The sequence below is a fragment of the Arthrobacter sp. 2RAF22 genome, assembly GCF_052115325.1.
Classification (GTDB): domain Bacteria; phylum Actinomycetota; class Actinomycetes; order Actinomycetales; family Micrococcaceae; genus Arthrobacter.
Genome location: NZ_JBFRGL010000018.1, coordinates 124395 through 146042, shown reverse-complemented (window position 1 = coordinate 146042; position 21648 = coordinate 124395). Strand labels below are relative to the sequence as shown.

22 protein-coding genes are annotated in these 21648 nt (G+C 65.1%); 14 read left to right on the top strand and 8 right to left on the bottom strand.

Going from position 1 to position 21648, the window contains the following annotated elements:
• Positions 1–340 precede the first annotated feature (340 nt).
• Positions 341–1039 (top strand): TIGR03089 family protein, encoded by a 699-nt coding sequence (locus AB4068_RS13865; protein WP_307052646.1) that lies wholly within the window; start codon positions 341–343, stop codon positions 1037–1039.
• A gap of 5 nt (positions 1040–1044) precedes the next feature.
• Here the strand turns inward: AB4068_RS13865 and AB4068_RS13860 are convergent, their stop codons facing one another.
• On the bottom strand, positions 1045–1617 hold the full coding sequence (locus AB4068_RS13860; protein WP_284989853.1) for a GtrA family protein: 573 nt from the start codon (positions 1615–1617) through the stop codon (positions 1045–1047).
• A gap of 171 nt (positions 1618–1788) precedes the next feature.
• On the opposite strand from AB4068_RS13860, the gene AB4068_RS13855 reads away from it, so the two are divergent.
• From AB4068_RS13855 to AB4068_RS13840, 4 genes are all read left to right on the top strand, one after another.
• Positions 1789–2976 carry a 5-(carboxyamino)imidazole ribonucleotide synthase gene (locus tag AB4068_RS13855; RefSeq protein WP_441433677.1) on the top strand — a complete coding sequence of 396 codons (1188 nt, stop codon included), beginning with the start codon at positions 1789–1791 and terminating at the stop codon, positions 2974–2976.
• Complete coding sequence (gene purE, locus AB4068_RS13850) at positions 2973–3566, top strand: 5-(carboxyamino)imidazole ribonucleotide mutase (RefSeq protein WP_306961180.1); 594 nt, start codon at positions 2973–2975, stop codon at positions 3564–3566. The genes AB4068_RS13855 and purE overlap by 4 nt, the downstream gene beginning before the upstream one ends.
• A gap of 76 nt (positions 3567–3642) precedes the next feature.
• Positions 3643–4893 carry a mannose-6-phosphate isomerase, class I gene (manA, locus tag AB4068_RS13845; RefSeq protein WP_441433676.1) on the top strand — a complete coding sequence of 417 codons (1251 nt, stop codon included), beginning with the start codon at positions 3643–3645 and terminating at the stop codon, positions 4891–4893.
• A gap of 3 nt (positions 4894–4896) precedes the next feature.
• On the top strand, positions 4897–5832 hold the full coding sequence (locus AB4068_RS13840; protein WP_441433675.1) for a lipid II:glycine glycyltransferase FemX: 936 nt from the start codon (positions 4897–4899) through the stop codon (positions 5830–5832).
• A gap of 84 nt (positions 5833–5916) precedes the next feature.
• On the opposite strand, the gene glpX is transcribed toward AB4068_RS13840, so the two are convergent.
• Complete coding sequence (glpX, locus tag AB4068_RS13835) at positions 5917–6936, bottom strand: class II fructose-bisphosphatase (RefSeq protein ID WP_171983398.1); 1020 nt, start codon at positions 6934–6936, stop codon at positions 5917–5919.
• Positions 6937–7140: 204 nt separating this feature from the next.
• On the opposite strand from glpX, the gene AB4068_RS13830 reads away from it, so the two are divergent.
• The 6 genes from AB4068_RS13830 (at position 7141) to AB4068_RS13805 (ending at position 12845) form a co-directional block, all read left to right on the top strand.
• On the top strand, positions 7141–7860 hold the full coding sequence (locus tag AB4068_RS13830) for a DUF4245 domain-containing protein (RefSeq protein ID WP_441433674.1): 720 nt from the start codon (positions 7141–7143) through the stop codon (positions 7858–7860).
• A 9-nt stretch (positions 7861–7869) separates the two neighbouring features.
• Positions 7870–8484: a carbonic anhydrase gene (locus AB4068_RS13825; protein ID WP_059387956.1), complete on the top strand. Its 615-nt coding sequence runs from the start codon at positions 7870–7872 to the stop codon at positions 8482–8484.
• Positions 8485–8581: 97 nt separating this feature from the next.
• A complete protein-coding gene (locus AB4068_RS13820; protein ID WP_284990418.1) occupies positions 8582–10018 on the top strand; it encodes a class II fumarate hydratase in 1437 nt (478 codons plus the stop codon).
• Between the two features lie 132 nt (positions 10019–10150).
• Positions 10151–10819 carry a TetR/AcrR family transcriptional regulator gene (locus AB4068_RS13815; protein WP_306961173.1) on the top strand — a complete coding sequence of 223 codons (669 nt, stop codon included), beginning with the start codon at positions 10151–10153 and terminating at the stop codon, positions 10817–10819.
• Positions 10816–12528 carry an MDR family MFS transporter gene (locus AB4068_RS13810; protein WP_441433673.1) on the top strand — a complete coding sequence of 571 codons (1713 nt, stop codon included), beginning with the start codon at positions 10816–10818 and terminating at the stop codon, positions 12526–12528. The genes AB4068_RS13815 and AB4068_RS13810 overlap by 4 nt, the downstream gene beginning before the upstream one ends.
• A 116-nt stretch (positions 12529–12644) precedes the next feature.
• The gene (locus AB4068_RS13805) at positions 12645–12845 is read left to right on the top strand and encodes a hypothetical protein (RefSeq protein WP_059387958.1); all 201 of its coding nucleotides are present in this window, start codon (positions 12645–12647) and stop codon (positions 12843–12845) included.
• Here AB4068_RS13805 and AB4068_RS13800 read toward each other — a convergent pair.
• On the bottom strand, positions 12833–13306 hold the full coding sequence (locus AB4068_RS13800; protein ID WP_059387959.1) for an NUDIX hydrolase: 474 nt from the start codon (positions 13304–13306) through the stop codon (positions 12833–12835). The two genes, AB4068_RS13805 and AB4068_RS13800, sit on opposite strands and share 13 nt — an antisense overlap.
• Positions 13307–13470: 164 nt before the next feature.
• Positions 13471–14028 (bottom strand): prepilin peptidase, encoded by a 558-nt coding sequence (locus AB4068_RS13795; protein WP_441433672.1) that lies wholly within the window; start codon positions 14026–14028, stop codon positions 13471–13473.
• Between the two features lie 59 nt (positions 14029–14087).
• On the opposite strand from AB4068_RS13795, the gene AB4068_RS13790 reads away from it, so the two are divergent.
• Positions 14088–14858: a hypothetical protein gene (locus tag AB4068_RS13790; protein ID WP_441433671.1), complete on the top strand. Its 771-nt coding sequence runs from the start codon at positions 14088–14090 to the stop codon at positions 14856–14858.
• 209 nt (positions 14859–15067) lie between these two features.
• Positions 15068–15694: a GNAT family N-acetyltransferase gene (locus AB4068_RS13785; protein ID WP_441433670.1), complete on the top strand. Its 627-nt coding sequence runs from the start codon at positions 15068–15070 to the stop codon at positions 15692–15694.
• On the opposite strand, the gene AB4068_RS13780 is transcribed toward AB4068_RS13785, so the two are convergent.
• Together AB4068_RS13780 and AB4068_RS13775 are read right to left on the bottom strand one after the other, a co-directional pair.
• Complete coding sequence (locus AB4068_RS13780) at positions 15691–16965, bottom strand: PhoH family protein (protein ID WP_370872299.1); 1275 nt, start codon at positions 16963–16965, stop codon at positions 15691–15693. The two genes, AB4068_RS13785 and AB4068_RS13780, sit on opposite strands and share 4 nt — an antisense overlap.
• A gap of 371 nt (positions 16966–17336) precedes the next feature.
• Positions 17337–18098 (bottom strand): isoprenyl transferase, encoded by a 762-nt coding sequence (locus tag AB4068_RS13775; protein WP_059387964.1) that lies wholly within the window; start codon positions 18096–18098, stop codon positions 17337–17339.
• Between the two features lie 243 nt (positions 18099–18341).
• Between AB4068_RS13775 and trhA the strand changes: the two genes are divergently transcribed.
• Positions 18342–18983 (top strand): PAQR family membrane homeostasis protein TrhA, encoded by a 642-nt coding sequence (gene trhA / locus AB4068_RS13770; RefSeq protein ID WP_307052656.1) that lies wholly within the window; start codon positions 18342–18344, stop codon positions 18981–18983.
• 14 nt (positions 18984–18997) lie between these two features.
• Here trhA and AB4068_RS13765 read toward each other — a convergent pair whose 3' ends face one another.
• Entirely contained in the window at positions 18998–21226 is a 2229-nt protein-coding gene (locus tag AB4068_RS13765; RefSeq protein ID WP_441433669.1) for a thioredoxin domain-containing protein, read from the bottom strand.
• Positions 21204–21608 carry a hypothetical protein gene (locus tag AB4068_RS13760; RefSeq protein ID WP_441433668.1) on the bottom strand — a complete coding sequence of 135 codons (405 nt, stop codon included), beginning with the start codon at positions 21606–21608 and terminating at the stop codon, positions 21204–21206. The genes AB4068_RS13765 and AB4068_RS13760 overlap by 23 nt, the downstream gene beginning before the upstream one ends.
• Between the last annotated feature and the right edge of the window lie 40 nt (positions 21609–21648).

The following is a 21648-nucleotide window of genomic DNA, read 5'->3' as shown; positions in this document are numbered from 1 at the left end:
GCTGCCGTGCTCATTCGGTACTCGGTTATGTACCCGATACTCCCGCAGCGGCGTTCGATATCTAATTACACGCGTGTAACTACCAAGCCGTCAAGCCGCGCCGGGATAATAATCAACTTTCCGCACTAACTCCCGCCGCGCCACGCCCGCGATTTTTTTGCCCCATCCGCGCGCTTCCGCGGAAAAACGGAAGCTTCGACTCACTTAAGATGTATTTTCATTGAATTTCAGGGAAATTGCTTGGCCCCTCAAGCGCCGTGCCGTCACCGGCCCTTGGCCCCATGTGGCGCAAGTCATACCCGTCTGCGCCGGGCCGGACGCCCCGTGGCAAGATGTAGCCATGAACACCCCCGCGATGAACCTGATGGCAGCCCTGCGCTCCGGACACGCCACATCCCCCCGACTGACCTGGTACGGGCCGGACGCCGAACGGGTGGAGCTCTCGGGACGGGTCCTGGACAATTGGGTGGCCAAGACCAGCAACCTACTCCAGGACGAGTTCGACGCCGAACCGGGCATGAGCCTTCGCCTCGACCTGCCGGCCCATTGGAAGTCCCTCGTATGGGCGCTGGCCGGATGGCAGTTGGGGATGGAACTGGTGCTCGACGGCGGCAGCGCCGACCTGCTTGTCACGGACACCCCCGACGTCGGTGCGGGAGCCGACTTCGACGCCGTCGTCGCCGTGGCGCTCGCGGCACTCGCGATGCGCTGGCCGGGAGAACTGCCTGCCGGCGTCGTGGACTACGCGGCCGAAGTCCGCTCCCACGGCGACGTGTTCATGGCGCACGCCGAACCGGACGCCGCGCTTCCGGCGCTGCGCCGCCCTGAAGCCGGACACTCGCACGGCGAATTGCTGGACGGCTTCGCCAAGGAACACGACGCCGGCGTCCGCCTGCTGGTCCGCGCGGCCGACGGCTTGGAGTCGGCCCTCGCGGACGCACTGGGCGCGTGGAGCAAAGACGGTTCAGTGGTCCTCGTGCACCCGGACGTCGACGTCACCCGGCACCTGCTGGACAACGAGCGCGTCAGCGGCGCCTAGGCACGTCAGCGGCGCTTGACCGCGTCTTCGCCTTGGTCCGAGCCAGTCTCGGAGCTGGCAACATGCATGGCCTTGGCCTTGGCCCTGTGGTGGGCCTCGATGATCTCGTGGTCATGCGAGAAGGCGGGCTCTTCGTCGAGTTCCTTGTTGAAGACCAGGAAGCGGTAGGCGAAGAAGCGCACGACAGTGGCCACGAGGATGCCGACGACTCCGGCGGCGAAGAGGACGTTCTTGTCCTGGATGTTCATGCCGTATTTGGCGATGGCGGTGAGGCCGGTGGAGATGCCGATACCAATTCCGTTGATGATGATGAACATCACGAACTCGCGCACCACGTTCTGCTGGCGGCGGTGGCGGAAGGTCCAGAAACGGTTGGCGATCCACGAGAACACGGTGGCCACGGTGGCGCCGACGAAACGGGCCTTCGCCTCACTGTCCGACATCGGGCCGTGCATGAGATAGTAGGTCAAGCCGTTATCTATGACGAACGCAACACCGCCGACAGCGCCAAACTTGGCTACTTCGCGCCAAAAGAGCGAGGCGAGCCCGCGGATGCGATCTGCAAGTGTGTTGATCATGACCCTCCATGGCCGTTGTTCTAGGGGGCCGATGGGCCGAAGCCTCCATTTTAGCTCCGATTTCTTGGAGCTTGCCCATTTGTTCCGTACCGACGGCTTCGAGCCGGGTTCCAAGGACCCAGCGGCGAGCAGAATCTGGGAACCAGCCGCTGGTTCGGTAGGCTGAACCTTGTGACTTTTCCTGTAATTGGCGTGGTGGGCGGCGGACAGCTCGCACGAATGATGGCCCCGGCCGCAACCGCTCTCGGCTTTGAACTCCGGGTCCTTGCTGAAGGTGGGGACGTTTCCGCAGTCCAGGCCGTAGCAACGGCCCCCATTGGCGACTACAAGGACCTCGCGGCCCTTCTTGAGTTCTCGGAGGGCTTGGACGTCATGACCTTCGACCACGAACACGTTCCCACCGAGCACCTCCGGGCCTTGATCGAGGCCGGAGTCAACGTCCAGCCCGGCCCCGATGCCCTGGTGCACGCGCAGGACAAACTGGTGATGCGCGCCGCGATCGACCGCTTGGGGCTCCCCAATCCGGCGTGGGCTGCAGTCCACGGCGTCGAGGACCTCGTGGCATTCGGTGAGCAGACCGGTTGGCCGATCGTCTTGAAGACCCCGCGCGGAGGCTATGACGGCAAAGGCGTGCGCATCGTCCATTCCGCCGACGACGCCCGGAGCACCACGGACTGGTTCGACGCCATGAGCCCGCTGCTCGCGGAAGAGAAGGTTGACTTCAGCCGCGAGCTTTCCGCGCTCGTCGCAAGGACCCCAGACGGCGAATCCCGTGCTTGGCCGGTAGTCCACACCGTCCAGGTGGACGGCGTTTGCGACGAAGTGATTGCGCCGGCCCAGGACATTCCCGTAGAGGTCGCCGCGGCAGCCGAAGAGGCAGCGCTGCGGATCGCCAATGAACTCGGAGTCACGGGCGTCATGGCGGCCGAACTCTTCGAAACGCCCGGCGTCGGAGTCGGCTTCCTGGTCAACGAGCTCGCCATGCGGCCGCACAACACCGGCCACTGGACGCAAGACGGCTCCGTCACGAGCCAGTTCGAACAGCACTTGCGAGCGGTCCTCAACCTCCCGCTCGGTGCCACCGACGCGCTCGGCGCAGTAGTTGTCATGAAGAACTTCCTGGGCGGCGACAACCAGGATCTCTTCAGCGCCTACCCCAAGGCCCTCGCCTACGAACCTGCCGCAAAGGTCCACTGCTACGGCAAGTCCGTGCGGGCCGGCCGCAAGATCGGGCACGTGAACCTCGTCGGCAACTCGACGGCGGACGTCGACTCCATCCGACGCCGCGCCACCGTAGTGGCCGACATCATCCGCGACGGCCGCATGCCGGCCGAAACCACCTCCGAGGAGACCGCATGAGCGCAGAGAACATGGAAGCCGAAAACGCGGATGCGGCTGTCGCCGCCCCGATCGTAGGCCTCGTCATGGGCTCCGACTCCGACTGGCCGGTCATGGAAGCCGCGGCGGACGCCCTGGCAGAATTCGGCATCCCTTTCGAAGCCGACGTCGTCTCAGCCCACCGCATGCCCACGGAAATGATCCGATACGGCCAGACTGCCCATGAACGTGGCCTCCGCGTCATCATCGCGGGAGCCGGCGGCGCGGCCCACTTGCCGGGGATGCTCGCCTCCGTCACCCCGCTGCCCGTCATCGGCGTCCCGGTCCCGCTGAAGACCCTGGACGGTATGGATTCCTTGCTGTCCATCGTGCAGATGCCCGCCGGTGTTCCCGTCGCCACGGTGTCCATCGGCGGCGCCCGTAACGCCGGCCTCCTGGCAGTGCGCATGCTGGCGTCCGGAACCGACGAGCTGGCCGTGCGGCTTCGCGGCGAACTGCTCGAATTCGCCCAGGAGCTCAACAACACCGCCACCGAGAAAGGCGCCCGGCTCCGCGACAAGGTCGCCGAAGTCTTCTCCACCGCGAACGTCTCCGCCCGAAGCAGTCGTTAAGAGCCCGGGCAGCCGTTAAGAGGTCATCCCCGGCAATCCCGAATGTACCGTCCCGCAATGACAAGGATCCCCTGCCGTGTACCAGCTTGAGAATGTTCTCCGCCCCTACGCATGGGGATCGACGACGGCGATCGCCGCTCTGCTGGGAAGGTCCGCCTCGGGCGGTCCGGAGGCGGAGTTGTGGATCGGAGCGCACCCAGACTCGCCGTCCGTGGCCACCCGTCCGGATGGATCGTCCGTCGCCTTGGACGCCCTGATCAAGGTGGACCCCGTGCATTTCCTCGGTGAAACGAGCGTGGCCGAATTCGGTCCGCGCTTGCCGTTCCTCACCAAGCTCCTTGCGGCCGACAAGCCCCTGTCCTTGCAGGTCCACCCTTGCTTGCAGCAGGCCAAGGACGGATACGCGAAGGAAAATGCCGCAGGCATGGCGGCGGACGCGCCCGAGCGCAACTACCGGGATGACAACCACAAGCCCGAAATGATCTTTGCGCTGACCCCGTTTCACGCCCTCTGCGGTTTCCGTCCGGCCGCGGATTCGCAGCGTGTCTTCGAGCATCTCGCAACCCTCCTGGACCTTGCCGCCGTCGACGTCCCGGACGTCATCACCGGTGTCATCGCGGATCTCTCCGAGCCCGATGAGCCGTCGGCACTCAAGGCTGCGTTCACCCGGCTGATTACCGGCGGGGATGCCGTCTCCGCCGCCACCGATCAGGTGGTTTCCATCCTGAAATCGGGCGCACCGATGGGTCAGCACGCCGCGGAACTCTCCACCTTGATGGACATCAACAATGAGTTCCCGGGCGACCCCGGTGTCCTGATTTCGCTGCTCTTGAACCTCGTCTTCCTGTCCCCGGGCGAATCGGTGTACCTGCCGGGCGGAAACGTCCACGCCTACCTGAAAGGCCTCGGTGTCGAGGTGATGGCGGCCTCGGACAACGTGCTCCGTGGCGGCCTCACCCCCAAGCACATCGACGTCCCCGAACTCCTGAAGACCATCGAATTCGCTTCCCTCGGCGTACCGCGCATCGAGCCCAGGATCTCCGGATTCGGCCAGGATCTCTATGTGCCGCCCTTCAAGGAATTCCAGCTCCAGCGCATCGAGTTGGCTCCCGGAGCGGAACCGGTGCCGATGGCGCAAGCCGGTCCCGCCGTCGTCGTCGTGGTTTCGGGTTCCGTGGTGCTCGACTCCCCCAAGAGCGAGCTCGCCGTGGAACGCGGCGGGAGTGCCTTCATCCCGGCATCCGAAGAGCCCGTAATGGTGCACCCGGTTTCCGGCGCAACGGGAACCAGCGTCGCCTTTGCCGTCACAACCGGCTTGGGGAATTAGAGGGTGGAGTACTTCCTGCAAACGCCCGCATGGGCGTCCTTCCAGCGATCCCTCGGCCGCACCGTGCACGAGGAGTCCGGTCTGGGGTGGCGTTTCCTCGCCGTGGAGGAAAAGAACCCGGCTGGAAAGGTCATCTACTCCCCCTACGGCCCCGTGGCCGACTCGTTGGAAGCCTTCGACGAAGCCCTGGCCGCGCTGGTGGCGATTGCGCGCCGCAGCAAGGCGGTGTTTGTGAGGATGGAACCCGTCACTGCTGGATTTGAAGCGGCCGACGCCGCTGCGGTGCTGGGGGGACGCGGCCTCCAGCCCGCGCCGTCCAACCAGCAGCCGGAATTGAGCTGGATCGTGGATCTGGACGGCGACTTCAAAGACGTCCTTGCGGGCATGAAACCCACCAACCGGAACCTGTACCGCAACATCCATAAGAAGGGCGTCACCTTCCGGTCCTCGCAGGATCCTGCAGAGATCTCGATACTTCTCGACTTCCTCCACATGACAGCGGCACGCAACGGCTTCAAGCCCCAGAGCGATGACTACTTGAGCTCGGTGGCCCGCTCCCTCATGCCCGCTGGTGCCGGCACGCTGTTCATCGCCGAACTCGAGGGCGAACCCATTGCGGCCGCCTTGGCGTACGACTCCGCCGACACCCGCACCTACGCCCACGCAGCGCTCGATGACACGCACCGCAAGCTCAGCGCGGGCATTCCCTTGCTCGTGACGCTCATGGCCGATGCCAAGGACAAGGGGCTCAAGCACGTCGACCTGTGGGGCGTGGCCCCGGAGGACGAGCCCGACCACAAGTGGGCCGGATTCACCGCCTTCAAGAAGTCCTTCGGAGGCAGGGAAATCGCCTACCCAGGCACGTGGGACCTTCCCGTCAACAAGCTCCGCTACGGGGCCTACCAGCTGGCCCGGAAGCTGCGCGAAAAGCTCCGCTAGGGTTCCTTCGCGCGAACTGGCAGCAGATGCCCTCTGCCTCGATTCAGAGGGCATTTGCTGCCAGTTCGCGCTGGGGGGTGGGTCCTACTTGCGGGCGTAGCCCTCCCACTTGCTGGCCTGGTGCTCGCCGTCGACGAAGCGGATGGTGCCGGACTTGGAGCGCATCACGATGGACTGGGTCAGGACCTTGTCCTTGGAGTAGCGCACGCCCTTGAGGAGGTCGCCGTCGGTGATGCCGGTAGCGGCGAAGTAGCAGTTGTCGCTCGTGACGAGGTCGTTCGTGGAGAGGACGCGCTCGAGGTCGTGTCCGGCGTCGATGGCCTTCTGCTTCTCGTCGTCGCTGGTGGGCCACAGGCGGCCCTGGATGACACCGCCGAGGGACTTGATGGCACAAGCGGCAACGATGCCTTCGGGGGTGCCGCCGATGCCCATCAGGGCGTCGACGCCGGTGCCGGAACGTGCAGCGGCAATGGCGCCTGCGACGTCGCCGTCCATGATGAACTTGGTGCGGGCACCGGCTTCGCGGATTTCCTCCACCAGCGGGCGGTGGCGGTCGCGGTCCAGGATCATGACGTTGAGCTGGTTGACCTTGACGCCCTTGGCCTTGGCGATCAAGTGCAGGTTCTGCTTCACCGGGAGGCGCAGGTCCACCATGTCGGCTGCTTCGGGACCCGTGACGAGCTTCTCCATGTAGAACACGGCGGAGGGATCGAACATGGTGCCGCGCTCGGCAACTGCCAACACGGCGAGGGCGTTGTTGATGCCCAGCGCGGTCAGGCGGGTTCCGTCGATGGGGTCGACGGCGACGTCGCACTCGGGTCCGGTGCCGTCACCGACGTGCTCGCCGTTGAAGAGCATGGGGGCTTCGTCCTTTTCACCCTCGCCAATGACAACGACGCCGTTGAAATGGACGGTGTGGAGGAAGGAGCGCATGGCGTCGACGGCGGCGCCGTCTGCCTTGTTCTTGTCGCCGAATCCAACCCAGTGGCCGCCCGCAATGGCGGCAGCTTCGGTAACCCGGACAAGTTCGAGGGCCAGGTTGCGGTCCGGCTCATCGGTCCCGACGGCGAGCGCCGGCGAAATCGTGGAATACTTCTGGGACATTGGCGCTGGAGACACGTGAACCTCTTCTTCGATGACGCGATTCGTGGGACCAGGAATGGCTGGGCTTGGCGGCCTGAATGATTCCTCTAGAAGAGATCATAGTCGGGGCGGGGTGGCGCGGTCATGGGATGACCAACTCCCGGAACGCCCCTTGCGCGGACCGGCCGATGTGTATTAGCCGCTTGGATAGGAGACTATTGAAGCGTGAGTGAAACGCAAGACAAAGCAATTGCCGCCGCCCCCTCCGACGGCGGAGGCACGGGCGCAGCTGGCGCCGACGACGCCGGTCAGGCTGCGGTGAAGCCCGTTATCCCGGCGAAAGCAGCCAAAAGGGCCAACGCGTCGGTGATTGGCATGCTCATCGCCTTGCTCCTCTGCGTGCTGGCGTTCCTGCCGATTGTGCTCATGAATCCGGCGCCAAAGAGCAACGGTTACAAGCCCAACGTCGATGTGGCGGCAACCGCAGCCAACGCGAAAGATGTGGCGGGTTTCACACCGGTGGCGCCGGATACCGGCGACACATTTAGTCCGAACTACGCCCGCTGGTCATCCGGAACCGGCGATGGCGTGCCCACGTGGGAGGTCGGATACGTCACTCCCAAGCAGGCCTTCATCGGCATTGTCCAGACCCGCAAGGCCAACCCAACCTGGATCTTCCAGCAGACCGGGAGTGCTCCGGTTACCGGAACGCGCAGCGCCGGCGGCCACGACTGGGAGCTCCACGACACGGCCAAGGGCAACCGCAGCATGGTCCTGAACTACCGCGGCACCACGATCATCCTGAGCGGCGGCGCCGGCCTGGACGAGTTCTCCACCTTGGCCACCGCCTTGGTCAAGGCGATGGACGCAGCTCCGGTCGCTTCGGCGGACGCGAGCACGAAGCCGGGCGACACAGTTTCGCAGCCTGGCACCACGAAGCCGTAAAGTAGCGCCGTGGCTACCTATCTGACTCCTGCACTTGCCTGGCGCCGTCTGCGCGAAGGAAACGAACGCTTCGTCGCCGGGGAGTCCATGCACCCCAACCAGGACGCTTCCCGCCGGCATTCCCTGGTGGAGGACCAGCACCCCTTTGCCGTGATCTTCGGTTGTTCTGATTCCCGCCTGGCCGCCGAAATCATCTTCGACCTCGGCCTGGGCGATGCCTTCGTGGTCCGCACCGCCGGTCAGGTGATCGACGACGCGGTGCTCGGCTCGCTGGAGTACAGCATCTCCCAACTGCATGTTCCGCTCATCGTGATCCTTGGCCACGACAGCTGCGGCGCGGTGACCGCGACGAAGAGTGCCGTCGAGACCGGTGAAATGCCGGCAGGTTTCATCCGTTCCCTCGTGGAGCGCATCACGCCTTCCGTCCTCACCGCAATGCGCAACGAGCAGACGGACGTCAACGAGATGGTGGTGGAGCACGTCAAGCAGACGGCCCGCCGCCTCGCCGACAGTTCCCGTGTGATTTCCGACGCGATCGACGACGGCCGGGCCGCCGTCGTCGGGCTTTCCTACAAACTGGACGAAGGCCGCGCGGCGCTTGTTTCCGGGATCGGCAAGCTCTAGGCCGGATGCCGGGCCGCCCCGAAGGGGCGGCAAGCGGCGGCCGTAGCTTTGTTCCACCGGTTTTCGGTCAAGCGGCTGCTCGCCATAAGCTAGCCCCATGACTTCCACTCAAGAATCCAACACGGCCGAGTTCCGTATTGAACATGACACGATGGGCGAAGTTCGCGTTCCTGTGAACGCCCTGTACCGCGCCCAGACGCAGCGCGCCGTGGAGAACTTCCCGATCTCCGGCAAGACGCTTGAGCGCGCGCACATCGAGGCCCTGGCCCGCGTCAAGAAGGCCGCGGCCCTGGCGAACGCTGAACTTGGGGTGCTCGACGGCGAGCTCGCCGAGGCCATTGCCAACGCTGCCGATGAGGTTGCCGCCGGAAAGTACGACGGCGATTTCCCCATCGACGTCTTCCAGACCGGTTCGGGCACGTCCTCCAACATGAACACCAACGAGGTCATCGCCGAGCTGGCGACGCGCGCCCTCGCGGCCGCCGGGAGCGACAAAGTTGTCCACCCGAACGACCACGTCAACGCTTCGCAGTCCTCCAACGATGTCTTCCCGACGTCGGTCCACGTCGCCGCGACGTCGGCCCTGATCAACGACCTGATCCCGGCCCTCGAGTACCTGGCTGCTTCCCTGGACCGCAAGGCCGTGGAGTTCAAGGACGTCGTCAAGTCCGGCCGTACCCACCTCATGGACGCCACCCCGGTGACCCTTGGCCAGGAGTTCGGCGGCTACGCGGCGCAGGTCCGTTACGGCGTCGAGCGCATCAACGCCGCCCTCCCCCGCGTCGCCGAGGTCCCCCTGGGCGGCACCGCGGTCGGCACCGGCATCAACACCCCAGAAGGCTTCCCGGAGCGCGTCATCGAGCTGCTCGCAGCCGACACCGGCCTGCCGCTGACCGAGGCACGCGACCACTTCGAAGCGCAGGCCAACCGCGACGGCCTCATCGAGGGCTCCAGCCAGCTGCGCAACATCGCCATTTCCTTCATGAAGATCAACAACGACCTCCGCTGGATGGGCTCCGGACCCAACACGGGACTCGGCGAGATCTCCATCCCGGACCTCCAGCCGGGTTCGTCGATCATGCCGGGCAAGGTCAACCCGGTCATCTGCGAAGCCTCGATCATGGTCTGCGCCCAGGTCATCGGCAACGACACCGCCATCGCCTGGTCCGGTACCAACGGCGCCTTCGAGCTCAACGTCGGCATCCCCGTCATGGCTGCCAACCTGCTCGAATCCATCCGCCTCCTGGCCAACACCAGCCGTGTCATGGCCGACAAGATGATCGACGGCATCACCGCGAACGTCGAGCGCGCCCGCTTCCTGGCCGAGGCTTCCCCGTCCATCGTGACCCCGCTGAACAAGTTCATCGGTTACGAAGCAGCGGCAAAGATCGCCAAGAAGGCCGTTGCGGAGGGTTTGACCATCCGCGAAGCCGTGGTCTCCCTGGGTTACCTCGAGCGCGGCGAACTGACTGAAGAGCAGCTCGACAAGGCCCTCGACGTCACCACCATGACCCGCCCGGCCCACAAGGCCTAGTTTCCAGCCAGCCCGACTGGCCAGCCCGACGGCGGCCGGCACCTTCCCCACGGAAGGCGCCGGCCGCCGTCGTCGTTTCTGCCCGCATAGGATTTCTTGCACTTTCCAATCAAAAGTGCAAAACTTTACTTTGTGGAAAATAGTGCAATTAACGACGGCGGACTCCGGGAGCGCAAGCGCGCTCAGACCCGCGCGGCGATCTCCGCCGTCGCGCGGTCCTTGACGGCCCAGCACGGACTCAACGGCTTCACTGTCGAGGAAGCCTGCGAGCAGGCCGGCATATCGCGGCGGACCTTCTTCAACTATTTCCACACCAAGGAAGACGCAGTGATCGGCTCGTTCTCCGACGAGCTTCCCGAGGACGCGCTGGAAGCCTTTAACCGCAATCCCGATCGTGCAGCCGGCACGATCTCCGGCTCGCTGCTGTCCGCCCTGCGGCACTTCACCCTGGCGGTCCTCGAGCGGTCCACCGTCAGCCCTTCGGAGATCCGCCAGCTCATCGCCGCAGTCAAGGCCGAGCCCCAGCTCCTTGGCCGGTTGACCCGTGAAGGCGAAGTCCGCGAGCGCCAATTCGCAGAGCTCATCGCATCCCGTGAAGGCCTCGCCGCGGACCATGCCGAGATCGTCATGGCCGCGGCGGTCTTCGGCGCCGTCACCAAGAAGACAAGCCAACAGTTCTTTTCCGAAGAGAACACCGAGCCCTACCGCGAATTGCTGGACCGGAACCTCCACGCAGCCCGTACTCTCTTCGCCCAAGCGCTGGACACCCACCCCGTCGAACCCCAGAAGGACCAACCGTGAGTACCACCCTCAAGACCAAAGCGGCCGCACCGTTGCTCTTGACCCAGAGAAGGATCTGGATCATTTTCTCGGCGCTCATCGCCGGAATGCTGCTCTCGAGCCTGGACCAAACCATCGTGTCCACGGCCATGCCCACGATCGTCGGCAAGCTCGGCGGCGTGGAGAACCAGGCCTGGATCACCACGGCCTACTTGCTGGCCACCACCATCGTCATGCCGATCTACGGCAAATTCGGTGACATCCTGGGCCGGCGGAACCTCTTCCTCATTGCCATCGGCTTGTTCACCGCAGCTTCCATCGGTTGCGCCTTCGCCACCGACTTCTGGGGTTTCGTGATCTTCCGCGCCGTCCAGGGCCTGGGCGGCGGCGGCCTGATGATCCTGTCGCAGGCCATCATCGCGGACATCGTGCCTGCCAAGGAACGCGGCAAGTACATGGGTCCCCTCGGTGCCATCTTCGGCCTCTCCGCCGTGGCCGGCCCGCTCCTGGGCGGCTTCTTCGTCGATCACCTGACGTGGGAATGGGCTTTCTACATCAACATCCCCGTCGGCATTGCGGCGTTCACGATCGCCTGGTTCACGCTCACGCTGCCGAACAAGAAGGCCGAAAAGCGCATCGACATCCTGGGCGTGCTGCTGCTGTCCGCTGCCACGGCCTGCCTGATCTTCTTCACCGACTTCGGCGGCAAGAAGGACCAAGGCTGGGACTCCCCGCTGACCTGGGCCTTCGGCGCCGGCATGGTGCTTGCTGCCTTCCTCTTCGTCCTTGTGGAGCGTAAAGCCGAAGATCCCATCATTCCGTTGAGCCTGTTCAAGAACCGGATCTTCATCAACGCAACGGCCATCGGCTTCACCCTGGGCTTGGGCATGTTCGCCGCTATCGCCTTCGTGCCGACGTTCCTGCAGATGTCCTCCGGCACCTCGGCCGCCGTCTCCGGCCTGCTTATGCTGCCGATGATGGTGGGACTCATGGGTACGTCCATCTACTCCGGTATCCGCATCTCCAAGACCGGCAAGTACAAGATGTTCCCGATCCTCGGAGCGAGCCTCACGATCGTTGCCATGTTGTGGCTCACGACCCTCACCGCGGCAACCCCGATCTGGGTCATCTGCATCCAGCTGTTCATCTTCGGCGCGGGCCTGGGCCTGATCATGCAGGTCATCGTCCTCGTGGTGCAGAACGCCGTTCCAGCCGAGCAGATCGGCACGGCAACGAGCACCAACAACTACTTCCGCGAGGTCGGGGCTTCCTTGGGCGTCGCCGTCTTCGGCTCGATCTTCACCACGCGGCTCGCTGAGTCCCTCACCAAGGCATTCACAGGCGCGGGTGCTTCAGCCTCACAGGCCGCACAGTCCACCAGCAAGCTTGACCCTCAGACGCTGGCCCAACTGCCGGTCCAGGTCAAGGACGCCATCGTCAACGCCTACGCCGATTCACTGGCACCCGTGTTTTGGTACCTCATCCCGTTCATCGCCATCGCCCTCCTCCTCGCGATCACGCTCAAGCAGATCCCGCTCTCCGACACCGCCGGAATGGTGGCCCGGGGCGAGGCCGTCGGGGGCGCCGAGGCCGAACGCCTTGAAGCCGAACGCCTCGGAGGAACCCCCGAGGGTTCCGCCGAGGGTTCCGGCGAGGGGTCTCGCGCCGTAGACGCTGTTCCGGAGTCCGGCCCGCTGGGGGACAAAGACGGCGAGCTCGCCCGGCGCTGAGCCCGGGACATGCCCGCCCTTGGCTCGGACCAGTGGACATATTGGAATCTGTCCACTGCCGGGACGCAACGCCGGGCATGTCCTCCGGGCCGAGCATCTGGCTTAGGCTGGAACGCATGAGTTCAGAGCCCGAAGAATCCGCGAACATCAGCCCGGCCGTTCGATGGGGACTCGGGGCAGTCCTTTTCGGCCTCCTGGCCGTCTCGATAGCCTCCGCCAAGGGCGAATGGTGGACCATCGTCGGCGCTATTGCCTGTGGTGCCGCCGCATGCCTCTTCGCTGCCCGCGCGATCCTCGCGGCCCGTCAGTCCCGCTGATATGCGACGGCGGAACCTGGCTCCAGCGCAAGCCGGATGGTTTCGCGGTGGCCGGCACTGATCTCCGGCAACTCGTCGAGGGCAAACCAGCCGACGGCGATTGACTCGTCGTCGTTGACGCGGGCCTCTCCCGAGACATAGCGGCATTTGAAGGCAATATCCAGGAAGTCGCACACGTCTCCGTTGGGATACGTGACCGGGCCGATCACGCCCACCGCCAGGATGCGCTCGGTTTCGGCCACAACTGCAGTCTCCTCGAAGATCTCGCGGAGCAAACCAGGGGCTGGATGCTCCCCGGGTTCCAGCATTCCGGTGATCAGGGTCCACCGGCCATTGTCGGCCCGTTGGCACAGCAGGACCCGGTTCTCGTCGTCCAGGACCACGCCCCGGACGCCGGGTAGCCACAGCGGGTCGTTGCCGATCTTCTCGCGGATTTCCCGGATGAATTCCGGGACCGGCACGGCCTAGCCCGCTTCCGTTGAATCAGCCATAACCAACACGAGCTCTGCCTCCGCTTCCGGATCGGATCCGCCAGTAGGGCGAGTATCCCACCGGCGATGCCCGAATGACAGCGGGCAAGGCGGCTCAAACGGTCGCTTCTCGCTCCGTTTGCCCACAGCTCTCCTCACGCCGGCAGGGCAAACATGGCCGCAGCGGCACCGGCCAGCATGAACGGCCCGAACGGTATCGAAGATTTCAAGGTTCCCCGGCGGGCAGCAAGGACTCCCAGGCTCCACAGCCCACCGAAGAGGAACGCCGCAAATGTTCCGGCAAAAACATGCGCCCACCCCAGATAGCCAAGGTAAAGGCCGAGGACACCGGCCAATTTGACGTCGCCGAAGCCCATCCCCGGCGGGTAGACCAAGCGCAGGATGAAATAGAACACCCACAGCACGGCTCCCCCGGCCACGATTCCCAAGGCAGGCACCCCGAGGAAGGGGGCACCGCCGTCGGGCGCTGGTCCAGCCGCTCCCCCCGCCAAGGTGTCGGCCACCGCCGCGCCGAGCAGCAACGCACCGGCGATGGCATAGGACGGGAAGACGATCCGGTTGGGCAAGAGGTGGTGACGGACGTCGATGACCGTGAGCCGGGCAGCCATGACAGCAAAGTAAACACAAGCTGCGAGCAGCAGCCAGAAGGCCGGGAAACTGGTCCCCCATAATTCGCCGAGTCGTCGGATCACCCTCGGATGCTATCGGTTTTCTCAAACCTTCGCCGGTTACGCACGCTTAGACTGTGGATATGGGGCGTTACAGTGCAGAAATCCAGGGCAGTCCGGATGCCGACATGTCCTCCACCTTCCGAAACCTCTGCCGCTCCTCCCCGTGGAAATGGACAAGCCTCAGGTTCGAATACCTGGACAGGCCGGGCAAGGCGGATGCCACAGTGCGCGCCTGGTTGCGCCGGCCGGGAGCGCTTCGGCTCGAAACCGTCGACGGTGCGTTACTGCATAGCACCACGGGCATCAACGACTCCCGAGACGGGCTTTACCTTGGTTCCAAGCGCAAGTCCTGGCTATTGCCGGCCCACTTGGTCACCCCCGTTTATGACTCCGCCGGCTTGGTCCGCCGGCGCCCCGAGGCAGCGTACGGTGAACCGTCGTTCGGGAACGGTCGGCTCGCGGCTGCCCTCGATCCTGTCGAGCTCGCCGGAAATGCGCCGGTGCCGATGGAGTTTCCCGAGTCCAACAGGGTGTCGTTCGGCGCCATTCGGGAAGTGGATCACGAGGGGCGTCCAGCGCTCGAAACCATCGCGACGCCGGGATCCAGTTACGTGGCTGCTGATGCGGCAACGCCGCTCTGTTTCCCTGGGCGCACGCTGTTGCGGGTGGACTCGGGAACGGGCGTGTGCGTTTCCAGCCAATCGCTCGACGGCGATACCACCGGCCACGGGCATTGGATGCGGATCCTGGGGGTGGACGAATACATGCTGGACGATCTGTTCCTCGCCGAATCGATGAACCTCACCGACGTCCGGAAGCACATCAGTTGGGACATCGGTCCCCGTGCATGAGCGCGGCCCCGCCCTGGAACGCTAGCTCACGTATATCGGGTTTCCGGCCGACCCCCGCTCACGTATATCGGGTTTCCGCCCGACGCCCGCTCACATATATCGGTTTCCGGCCGACGCCCGCTCACATGTATCCGGTTTCCGGCCGACGCCCGCTCACATATATCGGGTTTCCGGCCGACGCCCGCTCACATGTCCGCTAGGCTTCCCGGATGAATGAGCTAAGCGCCATCTGGCCCTTCTTCGGCCTCATCCTGACCACACCCCGCTTGGAGTTGCGCCCCATACAGGACGCCGACATCCCCGCAGCCGTCAAGGCCGCCCTCAGCGGCATTCACGAGCCTGGGAAGTCCCCCTTCAGCAACCCCTGGACGGAACTGCCCAAGGATGAGTTGGGTGCCAACATGGCCGGGTGGTATTGGCGCTGCCGTGCGGGAATGGCTGCGGAATCATGGACGCTCCTCCTCGGCATCTGGCATAACGACGAGTTCATTGGCTGCCAGGATATCGAGGCGAAGAACTTCGCATCGTTGAAGACCGTCTCCACCGGCTCCTGGCTCAAGAAAGGCGCCCAAGGCCTAGGCCTTGGCAAGGAGATGCGCGCGGCCGCCCTCAGCTACGCCTTCGACTACCTGAACGCCGAAGTAGCGACATCCGAAGCTGCCATTTGGAACAAGGAATCCTTGGGCGTTTCCGCCAGCCTCGGCTATGAACCCAACGGCATTTACCGCGACCAATGGGGCACCGACGTCGTGCAGGTCCAACGAGTTCGACTCACCTCGGGCTCCTTCACCCGAAACCTGGCCACGGCCCTCCGGACAACAGAGGCCGAGCCTTAGATTTCGGCCCCTTCAAGCAGTTCCGTCACCAGGGCCGCGATCGGCGAGCGCTCGGAGCGGGTCAGGGTGATGTGGCCGAAGAGCGGGTGCCCCTTGAGGGTCTCGACGACGGCGGCAACGCCGTCGTGCCGGCCGACGCGGAGGTTGTCCCGCTGCGCGACGTCGTGGGTCAGGACGATCTTGGAGTTCTGGCCGATACGGCTCATGACCGTGAGGAGCACGTTCTTTTCGAGCGACTGTGCCTCGTCCACGATCACGAAGGCGTCATGGAGCGAACGTCCGCGGATGTGGGTCAGCGGCATGACTTCCAGCATGCCCCGGTCCATGACTTCTTCCACGACTTCCTGGCTGACGAGTGCACCGAGAGTGTCGAAGACCGCCTGCGCCCAGGGGTTCATCTTCTCCGCCTCGGAACCGGGAAGGTAGCCAAGTTCCTGTCCACCCACCGCATACAGGGGGCGGAAGACGATCACTTTGCGGTGCTCCCGGCGCTCCAGGACGGCCTCGAGTCCGGCGCACAGGGCCAGGGCCGACTTTCCCGTACCCGCGCGGCCTCCGATCGAGACGATTCCGACGCTGGGATCCATGAGCAGATCGATCGCAAGCCGTTGCTCCGCCGAGCGGCCGTGCAGTCCGAAGACATCGCGGTCCCCCTTGACCAGCCGCACTTGCTTGTCCGCGCCGACGCGTCCCAAGGCGGAGCCCCGGTTGGAAAGCAGCACCAGTCCCGTGTTGACGGGCAGCTCCGCCGCCGCCGGGATGAACACCGGTTCATGCCCGTACAGGGTGGTGATTTCGTCCTCGCTGGCTTCGATCTCCGCCATGCCGGTCCAGCCGGAGTCCTTGACGAGTTCATTGCGGTATTCGTCCGCGAACAGCCCCATCGCGGAGGCTTTGACGCGCATCGGAAGGTCCTTGGAGACGACCGTGACGTTGCGGCCTTCGTTGGCGAGGTTCTTGGCGACTGCCAGGATGCGGCTGTCGTTGTCCGGGCCACGGAATCCTGCCGGAAGCACTTCGGTGGACACATGGTTCATCTCAACGCGCAGCGTGCCGCCGTCGGTTCCGATCGGGATGGCTTGATTCAATCCGCCATGCTCGATGCGCAGGTCATCCAGGAGCCTGAGGGCCTTGCGGGCGAAGTAGCCCAACTCGGGATCGTGGCGTTTGCCCTCCAATTCGGTGATGACCACGATCGGGACAATGACTTCGTGCTCCGCGAAGCGCAACAGGGCGTGCGGATCGGAAAGCAAGACGGAAGTGTCAATCACATAGCTCCGGCCAGTCGGGGTCCCGGACTGTGCAGTCCGCCCGCTGTTGGCCCGCTTGGTGCGAGAGGTAGCTGAACTTTCCCCGTCTGAAACGACTACGGGCAGTTGCTCAGAAATAGCCACATCGACTCCAGCCCCGGGCGAACCCGGCTTATTCGTGAGGCGGCTCGGCCGGAAGGCCGGGCGCGGCCCCCCACGTAACTGGTGCGATGATTCGCTCCATCTACTGGCCTCCCCGATCAGCAGGCGGTTTGCCTACTGATGGGATTAACGTATTCCCGTGCGATTACATTTCCGGTTAGCCCAAACGGCGATTCGTGTAGACAACATGTGAACTTCCCGTAAACGGGAGCGCACCGGAAGTCACCGAGTCAGGAACCGAAGCGGCGTTGGCGGCCGGCGTAGTCCCGCAGGGCCCGCAGGAAATCAACCTTGCGGAACGCGGGCCAGAGTGCCTCGCAAAAGTAGAACTCGCTGTAGGCGCTTTGCCACATAAGGAAACCTGACAAACGCTGTTCACCTGACGTGCGGATCACCAGATCCGGGTCCGGCTGGCCTCGCGTGTAAAGGAAACGCGAGATGTCGTCCACTGAGAGCTCATCGGCCAGCTCGGTGATGTCGCGGCCGTGCGCGACGGCGTCGTGCAGCAGTTCCCGTACGGCGTCAACGATCTCGCGCCGTCCGCCGTACCCGACGGCCACGTTCACATGGAGCCGCTCGCGGATCGGCGTGCGGGCCGTGAGCTTGTTGAGCCGCTCGGCGAGGTAGTCCGGAAGGAGCTCCGGCGCGCCCATGGCGTGGACCGAGATATCGGCGTCGTCATCCAAGCGGTCGAGGGTATTGGCGATGATTCCCATCAGCAGTTCGAGCTCTTCGCCGGAACGGTTCATGTTGTCCGTCGAGAGCATGTAGAGAGTGACGACTTTGACACCGAGTTCCTGGCACCAGCCGAGGAATTCGTGGATCTTGTCCGCGCCTGCCTGATGGCCTTCGCTGGTCGGAGCGTTGAACTGCCGCGCCCAGCGGCGGTTGCCATCCACCATGACGCCGATGTGCCGGGGAATCTTCTCCCGCTCGAGCGAACGGAGCAGTTTGCGCTCGTAGAAGCCGTAGAGGAAGCCGGGCCACTCCATCCGGACACTCACCTGACTTCCTATGAACAGCACGTTAAAAGCGAAACAAACGACGACGGCGGCCGGTCCGCTTGGCAGCCGGCCCCCAGCCAAACAACTATCGACACCTCCGGACCGCTGCCGTAGGCGCACCACCAAGGCTACCTTCCCAAGGCGGGCAGCCGGCACACCTGAACAGCGGAAAGCGATCGCAAAGGGCGCTACTCGGCAGTAACTTATCCAGGCGCGGGTTACGCTTTAACGATGTCGGAGCTGCTCACAACCAAGCCGAGGTGGCGCGGCTGGATCCATGCTGTGGCCACGCCTTTCGCCGTCGCGGCAGGGATCGTCCTGGTGACATTGGCGCCAACGACGGATCGCAAAATCGCCTCCGCCATCTACGCCTTGACGGGTGTGCTGCTCTTCGGCGTGTCCGCGGTCTACCACCGCGGCAATTGGGAGCCGAAGACCAGGATGGTCCTCAAGCGCCTGGACCACACCAACATCATGCTGGTGATCGCGGGCAGCTACACGCCCCTCGCATGGTCGCTGCTGGAGCGTCCCAAGGCCGTCCTCCTGCTGTGGGTGATCTGGTCCGGTGCACTGCTGGGAGTGCTTTTCCGGGTTCTCTGGACCGGCGCTCCACGTTGGCTCTACGTGCCCATCTACGTCGCGCTGGGCTGCGGGGCATTGTTCTACCTGCCGGAGTTCTTCACGGCGAACGTTCCAGCGGCGATCCTGATCTGCGTGGGCGGGGTCCTCTACATCGCGGGCGCGGTTTTCTACGGAATCAAGAGGCCCAACTTCAGTCCGTTGAACTTCGGCTTCCACGAGCTCTTCCACGCCCTCACCGTGCTGGCGTTCGCCGCACATTTCGCCGCGATCATGATTGCCGTGCTGAGTTAATTGGCGATCCTGGGCTAGCCGGCGGCTTCCGCCATCGCGTCGAGGCGCTGCGCGAGTTCCTCGACCGATCCAAGCGGCAGGTCACACACCATCCCCCGGCATAGATACACCAGCGGTGAGCCGTCCGCGGCAGCCGTACGGGCTTCGAGCAGCGGCACCTCAGGTTCCGCTGCCCGGGCCCCGGGCAGGGCGCCGTCGTCGGGCGCTTGTTCGCCGGCCACACGGAGCTGGACCGCAACCACCATCCCCGGGCTCGGCGAGGCCAACAGCGCGCGGTGGAGTTCCCGTTGTTTGGCGCCTGGTGGGCCGGATACTGCGGCCTCTACGGGACCAACCGCGGCTGCCTCGGCGGTCGCAAGCAACCATCCCGCTACCCGTGGAGCCCGCCCGGCTATGGGCGGCAGGAGCGAGAGGATGTTGCTCGCCATGGCCCTGTGCTCGTGCGAACCGGAGTAGGCCGCGTAGCTCAGCAACACTCCGGCAAACGCAGCTGCCCCGCTGGGCGCCGCGTTGTCGAAGGGGTCCAGGCCCGCGTGCTGGCCCTGCGCGTTGAATACCTGGGCCGACTCCCCTACGGAGTCCGACAACCTGCCGTCCACCACGAATCGCGCGCAGGCTCCGCTGATCAGCTCCTCCGCGAACCGGTACCAGCGCTGCTGGCCAGTCACCGCGTAGAGGGCCAGGAAGCCTTCGGCGCAAAATGCGTAGTCTTCCAACAAGCCGCTGATGCCGCGCGCAACGCCGTCGTGCGAGACCCTCATCAGCACCCTCGCCCCGGGCTTTGAGGTGCCGGCGGCCGGACGCCAGTGCGCGCGCACCAGGTACTCGGCCACGCTTTCCGCGGCGGTCACCAGTTCAGGCCTGTCCAGGACAGCGCCGGCTTCGGCAAGCGCCGCGATGGCCAGGCCGTTCCAGCCCGCCACGACCTTGTCGTCCCGGGCCGGTTGGGGCCGCGCCGAGCGCGCGGCGCGCAAGGCGGGCCTGACTCGGTTCCACAACCGCGATTCCGCACCGGAGAGCTGGCGCCCGGGATGGAGCGGAGATCCGAGTTCCGAGACCGTCCCGGACGGCCCCACGTTCATGAGCCGGGCCACTGCGGCGCCGTCCCCGGGGCCAAGCACGGCTTCGAGGCTCGCAGGAGTCCACAGGTAGGACGCCCCTTCGTGATGCACTCCGTCCACCACGGTATCGGCGTCGAGCGAGGAAGCGAGTCCGTCCGGCGCCGCGGGATCACCCACGCCGAGCGAGCCGAGCATCCAGTCCGCCACCCGCGACGCCACACTTGCGGCCTCGCCGGCCGGCAAGACCCAGTCGCCCCGAAGCCGGACCCAGTGGACGTAGGCACGGAGGAGCTGGGCATTGTCGTAGAGCATCTTCTCGAAATGCGGCACGGCCCAATCCGCGGTCACGGAATACCGGGCGAAGCCGCCGTCGAGCTGGTCGCACAGTGCGGAACGGGCCATGGCGGCGAGCGTGCGGCCCGCCATGTCGCGGGCGGCGTCCGAGGTATCCGACGGTACGGCAGCGTGCCGGATCAGGAACTCAAGAACGGCCGACGGCGGGAACTTGGGAGCGCCGCCGAAGCCACCGCCGTCGGGGTCCTCCGAACGGGCGAGAAGACGCACGGCTTCCGATAACAGGCTTCTGTCCAGGCTTTCGGACGGCCTGTCGAGGAACACGGCTGAGGCGAGCTGGGCATCGGCCATGCCGACGGCGAGCCCTCGCGCGTTTTGCTCGACGGCGTCTCGGCGTTCCAGCCAAGCCTCATGGACCGCTTCAAGCACCTGGCGGAAGGACGGCCTTCCGGGTTGTGGCTTCGGCGGGAAATAGGTGCCTGCATGGAAGGCCAAGCCGTCGGGCGTCAGGAACACGGACATCGGCCAGCCGCCCTCGCCGCTGATGGCCTGCGTGGCTGCCATGTAGATCGAGTCCACGTCGGGGCGTTCTTCGCGGTCCACCTTGATGGCCACGAAGTGGGCGTTCAGATACTCGGCGGTGTCCTTGTCTTCGAATGACTCGTGGGCCATGACGTGGCACCAGTGGCACGCGGCATAGCCGATGGAGAGAAAGACGGGAACATCGCGGGCCGCCGCGAATGCAAAGGCCTCGTCGCCGAACGGCCGCCAGTACACCGGATTGTCCGCATGCTGGCGGAGATAGGCGGACGGTTCCGAGCCGAGGGCGTTGGACGCCCCCGGCCATTCCCGGGTGATGCCCGGGTCAGCGGGCTCCGGAGCCGGCATCGCCGTCGGAGTCTTCTGCGCGCGGCTTGCCCGCAACAGCGCCGCCGGTCTCAGCAGTGCCGGTCCCAGCGCCGGTCGCAGCGCCGCCGGTCTCAGCAGTGCCGGTCCCAGAGCCGGTCACGGAACCGTCAGTCCCGGAACCGTCCGCCTCAGCCGCGTCGGGACCCCCGACCAGGGCTTCTTCAACCTGGGCGCGGTAGCGGACCCGCCGGATCCGGCGGACCATGTCGACGATCAGGAAGGTCGTGAGCACCACGATGAAGGCAGTCAGGACGAATCCCCAGGTTCCCGGGGTCACCTGGTCTTCCGACAAGCCGGGGCGCAGCGACGGGGTCGGGGTAGGCGACGGGGTCGTGGCCAGGGCGATGAGAAAGTGGTGCACGGTTCAAACCTTCTATGGGAGTTTCCAGCCGGGTGGCGAC